At 49.8% G+C, this 15,680-nt stretch carries 13 protein-coding genes; 8 read left to right on the top strand and 5 right to left on the bottom strand.

The genetic code is table 11. The features are described 5' to 3' along the window. Positions 1–6 precede the first annotated feature (6 nt). From F4V51_RS11975 to F4V51_RS12005, 7 genes are all read left to right on the top strand, one after another. Positions 7–1,500 (top strand): rhamnulokinase, encoded by a 1,494-nt coding sequence (locus tag F4V51_RS11975; protein ID WP_153978122.1) that lies wholly within the window; start codon positions 7–9, stop codon positions 1,498–1,500. A 2-nt stretch (positions 1,501–1,502) separates the two neighbouring features. Further along, on the top strand, positions 1,503–2,264 hold the full coding sequence (locus F4V51_RS11980; protein WP_153978123.1) for a DeoR/GlpR family DNA-binding transcription regulator: 762 nt from the start codon (positions 1,503–1,505) through the stop codon (positions 2,262–2,264). A 91-nt stretch (positions 2,265–2,355) separates the two neighbouring features. Continuing rightward, the gene (locus F4V51_RS11985; RefSeq protein WP_095358490.1) at positions 2,356–3,084 is read left to right on the top strand and encodes a (Fe-S)-binding protein; all 729 of its coding nucleotides are present in this window, start codon (positions 2,356–2,358) and stop codon (positions 3,082–3,084) included. Continuing rightward, entirely contained in the window at positions 3,081–4,598 is a 1,518-nt protein-coding gene (locus tag F4V51_RS11990) for a LutB/LldF family L-lactate oxidation iron-sulfur protein (RefSeq protein ID WP_153978124.1), read from the top strand. The genes F4V51_RS11985 and F4V51_RS11990 overlap by 4 nt, the downstream gene beginning before the upstream one ends. Further along, positions 4,588–5,313: a LutC/YkgG family protein gene (locus F4V51_RS11995; protein WP_153978125.1), complete on the top strand. Its 726-nt coding sequence runs from the start codon at positions 4,588–4,590 to the stop codon at positions 5,311–5,313. The genes F4V51_RS11990 and F4V51_RS11995 overlap by 11 nt, the downstream gene beginning before the upstream one ends. A gap of 237 nt (positions 5,314–5,550) precedes the next feature. Then, positions 5,551–6,108, top strand: a complete 558-nt coding sequence (locus F4V51_RS12000; protein ID WP_153978126.1) for a glutathione peroxidase — start codon at positions 5,551–5,553, stop codon at positions 6,106–6,108. A gap of 363 nt (positions 6,109–6,471) precedes the next feature. Next, positions 6,472–9,645, top strand: coding sequence for a bifunctional cytochrome P450/NADPH--P450 reductase (locus tag F4V51_RS12005; protein WP_153978127.1), 3,174 nt, complete (start codon positions 6,472–6,474; stop codon positions 9,643–9,645). Positions 9,646–9,831: 186 nt separating this feature from the next. Here F4V51_RS12005 and F4V51_RS12010 read toward each other — a convergent pair whose 3' ends face one another. After that, positions 9,832–10,239 carry a hypothetical protein gene (locus F4V51_RS12010; protein WP_153978128.1) on the bottom strand — a complete coding sequence of 136 codons (408 nt, stop codon included), beginning with the start codon at positions 10,237–10,239 and terminating at the stop codon, positions 9,832–9,834. Positions 10,240–10,360: 121 nt separating this feature from the next. Here F4V51_RS12010 and F4V51_RS12015 point away from each other — a divergent pair, with 121 nt between their 5' ends. Then, positions 10,361–10,705: a hypothetical protein gene (locus F4V51_RS12015; RefSeq protein WP_153978129.1), complete on the top strand. Its 345-nt coding sequence runs from the start codon at positions 10,361–10,363 to the stop codon at positions 10,703–10,705. A 125-nt stretch (positions 10,706–10,830) separates the two neighbouring features. Here F4V51_RS12015 and F4V51_RS12020 read toward each other — a convergent pair whose 3' ends face one another. From F4V51_RS12020 to F4V51_RS12035, 4 genes are read right to left on the bottom strand one after another with little or no spacing between them, the layout of a single operon-like run. Beyond that, on the bottom strand, positions 10,831–12,477 hold the full coding sequence (locus tag F4V51_RS12020; protein ID WP_153978130.1) for an MGH1-like glycoside hydrolase domain-containing protein: 1,647 nt from the start codon (positions 12,475–12,477) through the stop codon (positions 10,831–10,833). A 32-nt stretch (positions 12,478–12,509) separates the two neighbouring features. Continuing rightward, a complete protein-coding gene (locus F4V51_RS12025) occupies positions 12,510–13,826 on the bottom strand; it encodes an ABC transporter substrate-binding protein (protein ID WP_153978131.1) in 1,317 nt (438 codons plus the stop codon). Between the two features lie 41 nt (positions 13,827–13,867). Then, positions 13,868–14,707 (bottom strand): carbohydrate ABC transporter permease, encoded by an 840-nt coding sequence (locus F4V51_RS12030; protein WP_153980665.1) that lies wholly within the window; start codon positions 14,705–14,707, stop codon positions 13,868–13,870. 5 nt (positions 14,708–14,712) lie between these two features. Further along, positions 14,713–15,627 (bottom strand): carbohydrate ABC transporter permease, encoded by a 915-nt coding sequence (locus F4V51_RS12035; RefSeq protein WP_153978132.1) that lies wholly within the window; start codon positions 15,625–15,627, stop codon positions 14,713–14,715. Positions 15,628–15,680: the final 53 nt, after the last annotated feature.

The following is a 15,680-nucleotide window of genomic DNA, read 5'->3' on the forward strand; positions in this document are numbered from 1 at the left end:
AGGGCAGTGAGCGTGTTGGCATATGATTTGGGAGCTGGCAGCGGGAGGGCGCTGCTGGGTCATCTGAATGACCGGGGTATAACGGCCACTGAAGTTCATCGATTCAAGAATGAGCCGGTCAGAGCAGGCGAGCGAATGTACTGGGACATTCTGCGTTTGCATCATGAAGTGCTGCAAGGTTTGCATCTGGTCAAGCAGCAGGGAGAGCAGCCAGGCAGTTTGGGGATCGACTCCTGGGGAGTTGACTTTGGACTTCTGGGCCACAATGGAGAATTGCTTGGTAACCCCTATCATTATCGTGATGGGCAGTTCAACGGCATGATGGAACAGATTCGCAATGAGCTAACCTCCCAGCGGATCTTTGAGCGAACAGGCATTCAATTTTTAAGTTTTAATACCCTGTACCAGCTCGCAACCCTGCAGCGGAACGGTTCACCGTTGCTTGATGCAGCAGATCGTTTTCTTATGATTCCGGACCTGCTTCGGTACTTTTTGACTGGAGAAGCGGTAAATGAGTTTACCAATGCAACGACAACACAGCTCTACAACCCGGTGAGCGGGCAGTGGGACGGAGAATTACTTGCTCACATCGGAGTCTCGGATCAGCTGTTTGGTGATGCGGTGATGCCGGGTACACGAGTAGGTCAACTCCGCAGCGGTATATCTAGTGAATTGGGGATATCATCAATTCCTGTTATTGCGGTAGCCGAACATGATACGGGTTCAGCAGTGGTCGCTGTCCCGGCAACGGATCGTTCGTTTGCTTATTTGAGCTGTGGAACCTGGTCCTTGATGGGAACGGAGATCGATTATCCTGCCATTACTCCGGAAAGTTTGGCCCTGAATTTTACGAACGAAGGCGGAGCTGGCGGAACATTCCGTCTGCTGAAGAACATTATGGGACTCTGGATCCTGCAGGAGAGCATGCGTGAATGGGAGCGTCAGGGGAAAGGGATCAGTTACGCTGAATTATTACAACAAGCTGAAGCGGCTCCTCCATTTGCAAGTTTGTTTGACCCGGATGACGATCTGTTTATGCCAGCAGGTGACATGACGATTCGGATTCGCCAGTATTGCCGAGATACGGGACAGCAAGAACCACAGGATCAAGGAGCTATTGCCAGATCCATCCTGGAGAGCCTTGCCCTGAAATACAGAAGAGTACTGGAATGGACGGAACAATTATCGGGTCAGTCTTTTAATGGATTGCACATGGTCGGCGGAGGCATCCAGAATCAATTGCTGTGCCAGTGGACGGCAAGCTCTATTGGCAGACCGGTATGGGCAGGGCCGGCAGAAGGCAGTGCAATTGGTAACATGGCTGTCCAATGGATTGCCAGCGGAGCGTTCAAGGACATTTGGGAGGCTCGCAGGGTCATTCGTGATTCGTTCCCGGTAACCGAGTATGAACCGAAGGACAGATTGATTTGGGAAGAGGCTTACGGCAGATTTCTCAGGTTATCGGACTCATCGAAATCACAGGCCGGAAGTGAGGTGTAACCATGCTGGCTGCTGAGCGGTATGATCGGATTGTCGAGATGGTTAATGAAAGCGGAAGCATGCGTGTGTCCGAGCTAAGTGATCGCTGCAGGGTAACCGAAGAGACCATTCGCCGCGATCTGGATCGGCTGGAGCAAGCCGGACGATTAAAACGCTCCCATGGGGGAGCTGTAAGCATCAAGGATGATCAGCCGGAGATCCCGTATCGCGTGAGGGAAACGACCCATGCGGAAGAGAAGAAGCGAATTGCTCAGGCAGCCCTTGCCATGATTCACCCCGGGGATCGAATACTCTTGGATGCCAGCACCACTGCAGGTTATATGGCTGCGAACATGCCGGATATTCCCCTGACGGTGTTAACCAACTCGATTCAGGTAGCGACCGAACTTAGCAGCAAGGACAAGATAGAGGTGATCTCTACCGGGGGGCAATTGGCACAGCGTTCGCTATCGTTTGTCGGGCCGCTTGCCGAACGTTCACTGGAAACGTATCACGTTGATAAACTGTTCTTGTCCTGCAAGGGGGTCCATCTGGATGGTGGCGGAATTAGCGAATCCAATGAACTGCAAGCCAGGTTGAAACAGAAAATGGTCGGCATCTCCGACCAGGTAATTTTGCTTGCAGATGCCAGCAAGTTTGGTGTGCGAGCGTTCGCAAGGGTAACCGGATTGAATGCGGTTCATGCGGTCATACTCAATGAGCAGCTTGATGATGATCTCATGAAACGATTGAAGGACTATGACATCCAAATTACGACAGTATAAGAAAATGGGCACGTAGTCAGCTCGTTCTGACTTGATACTTAACGTTAACTTCAATAGACCCACTACTAATTGATAATGGGAGCGTGTATTTATGAAGGTCTCCTTGTTCATTACCTGCCTCAGCGATGCCATCTACCCGCGTGTCGGAGAAGCGATGGTCAGACTGCTTGCCGCTCACGGCGTTCGGTTGGAATTTCCACCTGTCCAAACCTGCTGCGGTCAGCCTTCTTATAATAGCGGGTATTGGGATGAGACGAGAGTGGCAGCCAAAACGATTCTGGAAGCGTTTGACGACAGTGATTTTGTAGTCTGTCCTTCAGGCTCTTGCACGTATATGATTCATCATTATCCCGAGCTGTTTGCGGATGATCCGGTGTGGCTCGAAAAGGCGAAACGGCTGGAAGCAAAAGCCTATGAATTTACGCAATTTCTGGTGCAGGTGCTCGGGATAACGGATCTGGGCGCACATTTTCCTCACAAGGTTACGTACCATCCATCGTGTCACGGCAGCAGGCTGCTCGGAGTGAAAGACGAACCGATGGCGCTGTTGTCTGCAGTGAAAGGGCTGGAATTTGTACCGCTTCCGTATGGAGAGGATTGCTGCGGGTTCGGGGGAACATTTGCCGTAAAAATGTCGGATATATCCGGTGCCATGGTTACCGAGAAAGTGGATCATATCAAAGAGACCGAAGCCGAGGTACTTGTTGGACTGGATATGGCGTGTCTCATGAATATCGCAGGCAATCTGCGTTACCGGAATGAACCGGTACGTGTCATGCATTTGGCGGAATTACTGTATGAGGGGGTGCAAACAGGATGAGTCAGCCTGGTGTAATGGATGTGTCTGTGAAGAAGCGTGCGGAACTCGCGCTTAATGATGATTTTCTGCGTAAAGCCGTCAAGTTCACAACAGAACGTCTGCGGAACGGAAAGAAATCCGCTTCGGAGGAACACGGAAACTGGGATGAATGGCGGGAACGGGGCCGCCAGATTCGACTGCACACCATCGCACATCTGGATTATTATCTGAACGAATTCGTCAATAATGCTCGTGCTAACGGTGTCCATATCCATTTTGCAGATACATCGGCCGAGGCAGCCGCAATTGCCCTCGATATAGCGGCCCACAATGAAGCTGCGTCCGTGGTCAAATCCAAATCGATGGTGTCGGAAGAAGTACATCTGAACCATGCGCTTGAATCTGCCGGCATTGAAGCCATTGAGACCGATTTGGGTGAATATATCATCCAGTTGGCTGGGGAAGCCCCCTCACATATCGTTATTCCGGCGATTCACAAAAATCGTTATCAGATTGCGGATTTATTATCAAAAGAAGCTGGGGAAACCCTTGAACCGGATACAACCGTTCTCGCCGGGTTTGTACGCAAAAAGCTGCGCGAAAAATTCCTCGAGGCTGACATCGGCATGACGGGCTGTAACTTCGCCATTGCGGAGACAGGCTCCATGGTGCTGTTCGAAAATGAAGGCAATGCCCGTATGGTATCCACTGTACCGAAGACACAGATTACCTTGATGGGAATGGAGCGTATCATTCCTTCCTGGACCGATCTTGAAGTGATGGCCACGCTGCTGCCGCGTTCAGCGACAGGACAAAAATTGACCATGTATATGTCGGGCATTACCGGGCCGCGCCGAACAGCAGACGGGGATGGTCCTGATGAAATGCATATTATTATCGTGGATAATGGAAGATCCTTGCAGCTTGGCGATCCTGAATTTCAGGAACTGCTGAATTGCATACGCTGCGGAGCCTGTCTGAATGCTTGTCCGGTATACCGTCATATAGGCGGTCACGCCTATGGTGGTACCTACAGCGGTCCGATTGGCGCGGTGTTGACCCCAGCACTGAACGGAAATATAGACGAGTGGAACGATATTGCCAGTGCTTCGAGTTTATGCGGGGCCTGTTATGAGGCCTGTCCTGTCAAAATACCTTTACATGATATGCTCGTGTATTTACGCAGACGCAAGGTTGAAGAAGGCCACGGAAACAAGCTGGAGGGAGCCGGCATGAAGGGATTTGCCGCAGTGGTGTCTAGCTCCAAACGTTTCAGTGCAGCTATTCGTCTGGGCCAGCTTGGCCAGAAGGCTGTTGTACGCAATGAAGGAATCTCGCTCAAGCTTGGTCCGCTCAAGGGCTGGAACACATACCGAGTTGCACCGAGCCTGGCCAAACGTTCATTCCGCCAGCAGTGGAGCAAGCTGGATCAGGAACTGGATCAAAATCCAAAAGAAATGGATAGCAACGTTCGCAACCGAATGGAGCACATTTTGCGAGAACGGGAGCAAGGAGGCAGCAGACATGAGCACTGAGCATCAGCAGTGGCTGAACCAATTGGAGAAGCGGTCGCGCGAGAAACAGGAAAAGTTCATGAATGGTATTGCTGCCAAGCTAAGAAGGCCCCGCCAAAATCATGCACCAACGCAGCCTTTTCGAGGTGCACCGTCATTCTGGAATGAACTGGAATGGGATGAAGAGAAACGGATACAGGCATTTACCGATAACTTTGTAAGTGTGGGTGCCCACATTGTTCGAGTGAAGAATCTGGAGGAAGCCTCCACCTTTATTACTACGAAAGCCAATGAACTGGGAGCAAAGTATGTGATTCGTCAGAACGAACAGGAATTGGATGAATTGCAGCTTGAAGCAGAGCTGCCGGAAGTGCAGATTTCCGTATGGAACAGCAAACCGGATGAAAACTGGAAAGCCCGGGCCGCAGAGGCCGATATTGGCGTGGTCATGGCGGATTATGCGACTGCGTACACAGGTTCAGTTACGGTGATGTCTTCACCGGAGAAGGGACGCGCTGTGAGCCTTCTGCCAACTGTATTAATCATTATCATTCCGGTAGAACGCCTGCATACCCGTTTGGGCGAGACGCTGAATCGCTTTGATGAAGCAGGAAGAGAGAACCTTCCTGCAGGTATTCATTTTATTTCCGGTCCCAGCCGGTCTTCCGATATCGAAAACGATCTGACGATTGGTGTACATGGTCCGGGTGTAGTCTACGGCCTGATTATGGGGTAAAGTGAACGTCTGAATCTTCCGAATTTATCAATTTTTTAATAACCCAGCACAGCAACTGTCCATTGGAGTAGATCCTTTCTCTGCTCAGGACAGTTGTTTTTTTGGCATACTTTCACGATACATAATAGATGTTAACTATTAAGTTAATATGTTTTATATATTTCATCTATAAGAGGAGCGTAGATATAATTTAGTTAAAGAACTTATTATAGTCTACACTTATGGGAGGCGCTATATATGAATCCTATCTATGCTTATCAAGTTTCTTCAAAGGATGGACATATTGCTGATTTATCAAGGTTTGAGGGAAAGGTTCTGCTCATTGTCAACACGGCCAGCAAGTGCAGCTATTCCAGACAATTTTCGGAGCTGCAGCAGCTCTATGACAAGTATGGCGAACAAGGCCTGGAAATTTTGGCGTTTCCCTGCAATCAGTTCAATCAAAAAGAACCGGGTAATAATGCAGAGATCACCGAATATTACAAAAGCAATTTTCATGTGACCTTTCCGATGTTTGATAAGATTGAGGTTACCGGAACATCCATTCATCCTCTATTTTGTCATCTGGTCGAAAAGGCTGCATTCCAGGGATATGATCTTGAAACGGAAGAAGGTCGGTGGATGGATCATTTTGTAAGGGAAAAACATCCTGCATTGTATGACGGGCACGGGATCAAGTGGAATTTCACCAAGTTTTTAGTCCGAGCGGATGGCGAGGTTAGTGCCCGCTATGAAACGACAGTCGAACCTTTGATGATGGAAACGAAAATCAGGGAACTGCTGAGGCAACGCTAGATTACGTGGTGAAGCTGCCGTAAAAAATCAAGAGTGGGAAAGGCCTGAATAGGTTTCAGGCCTAGCGACCACCTAGGCCAATGAGCATGGGCGACCCCATGGTCCTATGACTTTGAGACTGTTGAAGATTGGAACTGGAAATGTTAGGGTAAAAGTAAGATAACGAAGCACCTCATTTTTTTTACTCAAAAATGACCGATATACCAAATTGGTCAGTTGGTTCTATTATGTTTTATCATGATTTGAATCAAATGTGAGTACTTGTAGAAAATGATGGTATACCTTTTTATTCAATTGCTGAAGTTAACAGAGTCATTATCTATGATTGGGTCGACCATATGAGTTGGAATAGGAGTGAAGAAGATGTCGTCAATGTCAGTACCCCAGCCCAAAACCTACGGACCACTGGGTAACTTGCCACAATTGAACTTAGATGAACCGGTGCAATCCCTGGTTAAGCTTGCGGAAGAATACGGACCGATCTTTCGAATGGAATACCCGGGACGGAGTGAGCTGTACATTTCGGGTCATAAGCTGGTTGCCGAGGTGACGGATGAATCCAAATTCGATAAGCGTGTATGGGCACCGCTTGCGAAAGTTCGTGCGTTTGCTGGAGATGGCTTATTTACAAGCTGGACGGATGAGCCCAACTGGAAAAAGGCGCATAATGTGCTTCTTCCCAGCTTCAGTCAGCGTGCCATGCAGGGATATCATAATAAAATGATCGATCTGGCCGTACAGCTTGTTCAAAAATGGTCGCGGCTGAATCCGGATGAAACGGTAAATGTACCCGATGATATGACACGTCTAACGCTGGATACAATCGGGTTATGCGGATTCAATTACCGGTTTAACAGCTTTTATCGGGAAGAACCTCACCCCTTTATTACAAGTATGGTACGCGCTCTGGATGAATCCATGAGTTCGCTGCAGCGTCTCCGTTTGCAGGACAAATTGATGATTAGCAAAAAGAAACAATTTGAGCAGGATATTCGCTCCATGTTCGCGCTGGTCGATCATATTATCGCCGAGCGTAAAGAGCAGCCTCAGGAGGGCGCAGACGATCTATTATCCCATATGCTCAGCGGTAAGGACCCGGAGACGGGTGAAACACTGGATGACGAAAATATCCGCTACCAGATCATTACGTTCCTGATTGCAGGACATGAGACAACAAGCGGACTATTATCCTTTGCCATTTATTATTTGATGAAAAATCCGGATAAACTGGCTAAGGCACAAGCCGAGGCTGACCAGATTCTGAAGGATCCGGTTCCAACGTACAATCAGGTTCGGAGCCTAAAATATATCCGTATGGTACTGAACGAAGCACTTCGTCTGTGGCCAACAGCTCCAGCGTTCTCCCTCTACGCCAAAGAAGATACTGTGCTCGCCGGAGAGTATCCGTTGAAAAAAGGGGACAGCGTTAGTGTGCTCATTCCCAAGCTGCATCGTGACCGCGATGCCTGGGGCGACGATGTGGAAGAGTTCCGTCCGGAGCGATTTGAGGATCCAAGCAAGGTGCCGCACGATGCATATAAACCTTTTGGCAACGGTCAGCGGGCGTGCATTGGGCAGCAATTTGCACTTCAAGAGGCCACGCTGGTGCTGGGCATGGTTTTGAAACATTTTGACTTCATTGATCATACGGATTATCAGTTGAAGGTGAAAGAGACCTTGACGCTGAAGCCGGACCAATTCACCATCCGTGTTCGTGCCCGTGGTGGGCAGCCTGTCATGGCTGTACCGGGTGTAGCGTTGGAAGAGCCGACTCCTGCTGTCAAACGAAAAGAGCTGGACACGGCAAATGCCCATCATACCCCGATGCTGGTTCTGTACGGTTCCAACCTGGGTACTGCGGAAGGCATTGCACGTGAGATTGCAGATACAGCGCGATATCAGGGCTTTCGGAGCGAAGTAGAGGCACTGGATAATCGGGTAGGCAACCTGCCGAAGGAAGGTGCCATCATTATTGTTAGTGCATCCTACAACGGTCAGCCGCCAAGCAACGCCAAAAATTTTGTGGAATGGATTCAGCATGCAGAAGCCAATGCTTTTGAAGGCGTACGCTTTGCAGTTCTTGGTTGCGGGGATCATAACTGGGCCAGCACGTATCAGCGTATTCCGCGTTTGATTGATGAACAGCTCTCTTCCAAGGGGGCAACCCGGCTGTCCCCACTTGGCGAAAGTGATGCCAGCGGAGATTTCGAGAAGCAGGTTGAGGACTGGAGCGAACAATTGTGGCCGGATCTGGCACAGGCGATGGGATTGAAGCTGAACAGCAGCTCAGGCAGTGAGCGCAGCTCGTTGTCCGTGCAATTTGTTAGTGGGCATGCGGTGACGCCGCTTGCAGATACGTACGATGCCCATGTGGCTCACGTGTTGGAAAATCGGGAACTTCATGATGCTGGCAGCCTCCGGAGCACGCGTCATCTGGAGATTCAGCTGCCTGAAGGCATGAATTACAAAGAAGGCGATCATCTGGGAGTTCTCCCGCAAAATCCACCGGAACTCGTGGAGCGTGTACTCAAGCGTTATGGCTTTACGGGTACGGAACACCTGGTTTTGGATGCATCCGGTCGAAGCGCTGCGCACTTGCCACTGCATCAGCCGGTTAATCTGTATGACTTGCTCAGCCACAGCGTGGAATTGCAGGAGGCAGCAACACGTGCACAGCTGAGAGAGCTGGCAGCCTACACCGTATGCCCGCCGCACAAGAAGGAGCTTGAAGCACTTCTGGACGAATCGGTATATATGGAAGAAGTGCGGGGTAAGCGCGTATCGATGCTGGATTATCTCGTCAAGTATGAGGCGTGCGAAATGCCGTTCGAACGCTTCCTCGAACTGCTGCCTTCACTCAAAGCGAGATATTATTCCATCTCGAGTTCGCCTCGCGTACAGCCAGAGCAGGCAAGTATTACGGTCAGTGTGGTTCGTGCTCCGGCTTGGAGCGGACAAGGGGAGTATAAAGGCATTGCGTCCAATTATCTGGCAAACCTGAAACCGGGTGAAGAGGTGGTCATGTTTATCCGAACGCCTGAATCCGGATTTGAACTGCCATCTGATGCAGAAGTGCCGGTTATCATGGTGGGTCCAGGAACGGGAGTGGCACCATTCCGTGGATTCCTGCAAGCAAGACGGGTTCTGAAGGAACAGGGACAGAGCGTGGGCGAAGCTCATTTGTACTTTGGATGCCGCAATCCGGAGCATGATTATTTGTATAAAAATGAGCTTGAAGCGGCACAGCAAGAAGGACTTGTCCAGCTTCACACAGCCTTTTCCAGAGTCGATGGACAGGATAAATGTTATGTTCAGCATCTGATGAGGGATGACGCCGAAAAACTGATTCCTCTGCTTGAGCAGGGCGGACATTTGTATATTTGCGGAGACGGCAGCAAGATGGCTCCTGATGTGGAGGCAACACTCAAGCAGGCATACACCGACATTAGTGGCAAGCCTGTAGATGAGGCAGATGCATGGCTCGAACGCTTACAGCAGGAAGGCCGTTATGCCAAGGATGTATGGACAGGGCTATAATGAGATAACTCAAGTAGAGTCGAATACAGTGTTCATGACATGGATAAACTTCAATTAATGAACTTTGCGGTGAGACACAGAGAATTTCTGTGCTCACCGTTTTTGCCGTGAAGCGCTAAGCAGGCAAATCGATGCAGGTTGCGTTATAATGATATGGGCCGTATGGATTAGAGGGAACAGCGCGGATTAACGTGTCTGCTTTTTCTTCTTGAATGTTGGACGATGGATGGATTCGATCTGACTCAGGGGAAACAGGATGCGGGAAGGGAATTTGCCGGTTCCCTGCAGCTCCAGATAATCAAGTCCCACGCCAACCAGCCGGATATTTCGAAAAGCATTTTTGGATGGGAACACGGTACGAATGCCTACTCGAACACCCCGGCGTGTCTGAGGTGTATCAAACACACGGATGGACAACAGGCTGAGCGGAATAAACAGTTGTCGATTCACTTTGATGAAATTGCGGGGATATACCCGTTTGATCCGGCCTGGTTCAAGTCCTGACCGCGGTGTATTGAGCTCGGCCAGATGTCCCTGCAGCTCCGCCAGACGCTGCTGCAGCGTTTTGCCTGTATGGAGATGATGCCACTTCATAAGTCATCCTCCGTTCTCCGTTTATACCTACTATATGAACGGATCAGGTCAGGTGGTGAGCAATTGCCTGCCCATGTTTTATCGTATTGGCACATTATTTGAGATATAGGGAGTGATTCCAATGAACGTGGAACTGAGTAAAGATCTGGTCAAGGATGACCGCGGAAATTACTATATTGCGGTGCACAAGGAAGGGAAAGAGTTAACACTCGTCAATGCGTTTGTGGAGTCATCCTTTACCCCGGAATTCATATACAATGAAGAGTTTCGTAATCGACACAAGGAGAGCGAGGGCGGGTTTCTAGGCAAAATTGCAATGGACCTGCTCCGGCATGACGTGGTCATGGGATTAAAAGAAATGGACCGCAAACTGCTGGATTTGTCTGCAGTAGAGCAGGAATACAACGTAAGTTTCATTGATACAATTGAGTTTTATCGCCACCCGTCGTGGCAGCGAAAAGCTTAAGTGAGTCTGTTACGCTACAGCATCATAAACCGTGAGAAATGGACACCCTCTCCGCGGTAATGGACATGCTAGGGATAAGCAAAGGCGCAGGTGCATGGAGACTTCTCCGCACTTGCGCCTTTTTACTATTGATAGCTTGGATAGATCATGCCAATATCCCGGACGGTTTGCAAACCATCCCCAGTAAAGGCCTGCATCTCATTTCCTTTAATTCGAATCGGAAAGGATTTCCCCTGATAGGTAAGCTCACCCTCAATCGTTCGCGCACTCATCCCAATGATACTTTCCAGCCTTCCATCACGATCGGTGATCACCCGGATTCCAGACGGAGCCTGAATATGAATGCTGCCTTTTCGATAGACCATCATCTGATCTGAGGTATTCACCAGTTCAAACGGTTGCCCGTCAACCGTTCGGCTGTAGGCCGTACTCCCGGCAACTTCTTCGCCATGGTCCATGGCTGGGGGAAGAAGTCCGGTAAACCACAGCTGGTCTGAACCGACAGGCATAATGCCGCATAACCTTTCCACAAAATCAAGCAGACACAGGATGGCCGGAGAGTAGGTGTCTGTGAAGCCTTCTTCACCGGTCCATGGACTAAGGGTTTGTGCAAAACGCCTCGCTCTGGATAACGCAGCCAGGATCGGATTCAGCACCCATGTCAATTCCACATAGCGATGGTGATGTTCGAAGGCATGGGGAGCCCGAATGAGGCTCAGGAAATTAGACGGCCCACCCCAGCTGTTATAGGTGGATGAAGGGTCGAACCGGGGATCATCCATGGCTAGGGACGTAAAGGGATATCGGGCAAAAAACTTGCTTGTATTGAGCAGATATCTTTGCAGCAGCTGGTCGAACAAATGCTGGTCACCCACCTCACAGGCCATCACGCGCAGCAGCACATCCGATTGAACTCGAACAAACTTGTCATTGCGATCACGATCATAAAAGAACAGATCTTCTTCGTCATAACAGCAGCGAAAGAGTCGGTCCAGACTGAATTCAGCTTTTGCTTTCCATTCCAGACCCGATTCGCCAAGCTCCTCTGCCATACGGGACAAATACATCCGCTGGCAATAGATATTGGCGGTTAAATCCGGTGCCAGGAACGGCAATATTGGAGAATCCGGGTGATATGCACCAGGATCATTCTGGTAAGGCGTATCCGGCACATGCCAGAACCTGGGTGATAGATCATGTCCGGTGTCAAATGTACTGAAAGCCTCTACACATCCGGTTCCCCGGGTATTCCGGTGCTTCGCAATCCATTCGTCATAACGTGTCATGGCTGTATACATCGTACTCAGGAAACTCCGGTCCTTGCCATGAAGCTGATAGTGATTCCATACACTTCGTGCAAGCGGAGTAACCAATTGAATCTGGCGGAAGGAGGGACCAGTCTCTGTCAGTTTGTAAGGAAGTAATCCATCCTCCCGCTGATGAGCTGCAAAGCTTAGATAGGTTGCTCGGGAAACGGAAGGAAGCAGGCGGGAGAGCACTTCTGCGTTAATTGTGCCCGTGCTCTCCAGCCAGCAGCCGAGATAGATGCCTCCTTCCTGGAGAACAGGATCTCCGCTTCTCATGGGAACGATGCAGGCCAGCAGTTGCTCTACTGCTGCATAATAAGCCTGTTCCAGACCTCCGCCTGAAGCGGTAAAACGGACTCCCGATTCCTGCCACTCTTGCAAGATAGCTGCGTCTTCCGGCTTACTGGGCTGAATAAGGTTTGGAATGGACATCTGGCGCAGCCGGTTTAATAGTGCTTCTGCCATGTTCGCCTCCTAAGGGGATGTGGTGGTTATTGCTATTGGTTGGATTCAAAAATCCGAAGCGTACCGCTGTAGAAGCTGGATACCGCCTCCTCGACACTTTTACGTCCAAATCCAATTTCCTGGGTTGTCGTCTGAGCGAGCTTGGAGAATTCTGCAAACCCAGGAGGGTTATAACTTACGTCAAAAGGCTCCGTTTTGGTGGCTTCAGATACAAAATTGGTATAGTCATAAACGAGCTCTTCAACGGCTCCGGCTTCTTCCTGAAGAAGATTCCGATTGGTTTCCGTAACCGGAACGCCGCGGTCATTGCCAAGAATTCGGGCCGCATCCGGATCATTGATCCAGAAGTCCATCAACATGGCAACCTCCTTGGGATGTTTGGTATTCGCATAGCCTGACAATCCCTGACTGGATTCGAATACCACACCTGTACCCTTGGGTCCACGCGGAACTGGATGCAGAATGAGCGGATCCTCCGTCAGGCTCTGGAATGCAGCGAGCTGGTTGGACGGAAGCAGGGTCATGGCCGCTTTGCCTGTAATCAGCAGCGATTTGCTCGTGTCATCATGCGGATTGGAGACCTGCAATTCAGGTGTGACTACACCACCGTCGGCGGAAGCCTTTTCCCAGTATTGAAACCATTCGAGAACGTCCTCCTGTGCAAAACCCAACGTACCGTTGGTCATGTCATACAGCTGTTTGCCACGCTGCTTCAGGTAGATATCCATCCCGTCCACCGTAAAGTTATACGTTCCAAATATGCCATCGCCGAGCTTGTCAGAGAGCTCCTTGCTGATTGCGGCATAATCTTCCCAGGTCCAGTCCGTCTCAGGCAGAGGGATGCCCGCTTTTTCAAACAACGCCTTGTTGATTACAATTCCGCGTGCGTTGGCGCCTGCTGAAATATGCTGAAGCTTCCCGTCAAGACGACCGTATTCCACCATGGTGGGATCCATGCCGTCCAGGTTCAGTTCATTTCCGACATATGGATCGAGGTTGAGCAAGACATCCTTTTTGGCATAATCGACCACGTTGCCACCCAGGAAGAATACATCGGGTGCCGTGCCTGAGGCCAGCTGTGTATTTAATTTGTCAAAATATCCGGAGGAAGGGGCGAATTCACCTACAATTTTGATGTCCGGATGTTTTTCCTGAAAGACTTGAAGAGCTTCGTTTGTAATATCTGCCCGTTTCTGATCACCCCACCACATCATACGCAGTTCGACCTGGCCGTTTGGTTCGTTACCTTGATCCGTATTACCGCCAGCACCCGTATGATCCGTACCCGAGCAGGCGGTTGCAAATAGCAGGAGTGAGGCGGCCATTCCCATCATGAGTCGCTTAAACATCGTTCATCCTCCTAACGAATTGGTGATTGTGAAAATAGAACTTACTTCAGACCTGTAGTAGCAATGCCTTCGAGAAAATAGCGCTGAAATATCAGAAAGATGATCGTTACAGGCAGCAGGGATAACGTGGACATGGCAAGCAATGCTCCCCAATCGGATTGTCCTGATGGATCAAACAGGGAACGTATGCCCAGCTGTACGGTGAATAGATCGATTTTGCTTAAGTAAATCATCTGGCTGAAGAAATCATCCCAGCTCCAGATAAAGGTGAAGATTGCCGTTGTGATCAATGCAGGAACAAGGAGAGGCACCACAATTCGGAAAAAAATCTGGGATTGTCCGCACCCGTCAATCGTTGCGCTCTCGTCAAGTTCCCGCGGAATACCGCGGATAAATTGGACCATTAGCAGAATGAAGAAGGAGTCCTGTGCCAGCCATTTAGGCAAAATAAGCGGGAAATACGTATTGATCCACTGCAGCTCGTTATACAGAATATACTGAGGTACAAGGGTTACATGGTAAGGCAGCATAATTGTGACCAGCATGATGCTGAACCACAGCGTTTTTAACTTGAAGCGGAGTCTGGAAAAAGCATAGGCAGCGAGCGAACAGGAGATCACATTTCCCAGTACGCTCATGACCGAGATAAGTGCTGAATTGCCGAAGAATCGGCCGAAGGAAACGCCCTGTAATCCTTTCCAGCCATTCACGTAATGATCCAGTGTGAAGCTGGTCGGAATCAGACTGCTGTTGGTAAAGATTAGCTGGTTAGGTTTGAACGAACTGAAGATCAGCCATAACACCGGGTACAGCATCAGCAGACCGAGAAGGATGATAACCGTGTGTCTTCCGGTCTGAATCAGCTTTCGTTTGAACGGCATATGCATTACCTTCCCTCCTGATTGTCGCCATAGAATACCCAGAATCTGGATGTGAGAAAGACGATTGCAGTGAATATACCGATAATGACCAGCATGATCCAGGCGAGTGCCGAGGCGTAACCCATATCAAAGAACGAGAAGCCTTTCAGGTATAGATACAGGGTGTAGAACATGGTGGCATCGAGTGGTCCTCCGCGACCATCTCCGATGACATATGCCGGAGTGAAGGCCTGGAAGGAATTGATCATGCTCATGATCAGGTTGAAAAAAATGACGGGTGACAGCATGGGCAGTGTGATGCGGAAAAATTGACGCAGCTTGCTCGCACCGTCCACATCCGACGCTTCGTAAAGGTCGGCCGGAATCTGCTTCAGGCCAGCGAGGAAGATGACCATCGCCGAGCCGAATTGCCACACGGATAAAGTCACGATGGTATAAATGACATAGTCGGGATGTGCGATCCAGGAAGGTCCCGCTATGCCGAACCAGTTCAGGAATTGATTAACGAGTCCGTTACCGTCAAAGATTTGGCGCCATACGATGGCGATGGCAACACTTCCTCCCAGAAGGGAAGGGATGTAATACACGGTTCGATATATACCGAGGCCGCGAATGCCCTTGTTTAGCGCCATCGCTACCAGCAGGGCAAAAGCGAGGCGGAGCGGGACGGACAAAAATACATAAAAGAAGGTCAGTCCGAGCGATCTGCGAAATGTATCGTCTTCACTGAAGATTTGTACATAGTTGCTGAGCCCCGTCCACGTCGGCGGTGATAACAGATTGAATTTGGTCATGGATAAGTACAGCGATGCAGCCATTGGCCCCAGCGTTAGACAGAACAGTCCGATCAGCCAAGGTAACAGGAACAAGTAGGCTGTCTTATTTTGCTGGCCGTATAAGGGCGTGGACATTTTTTTCATGATTTGCCTCCCTTCAGGCTAAGAGTGGTTGAACATTCACAATTCCAATCACT

Origin of the sequence: Paenibacillus xylanilyticus (assembly GCF_009664365.1) — a bacterium.
GTDB lineage: Bacteria > Bacillota > Bacilli > Paenibacillales > Paenibacillaceae > Paenibacillus > Paenibacillus xylanilyticus_A.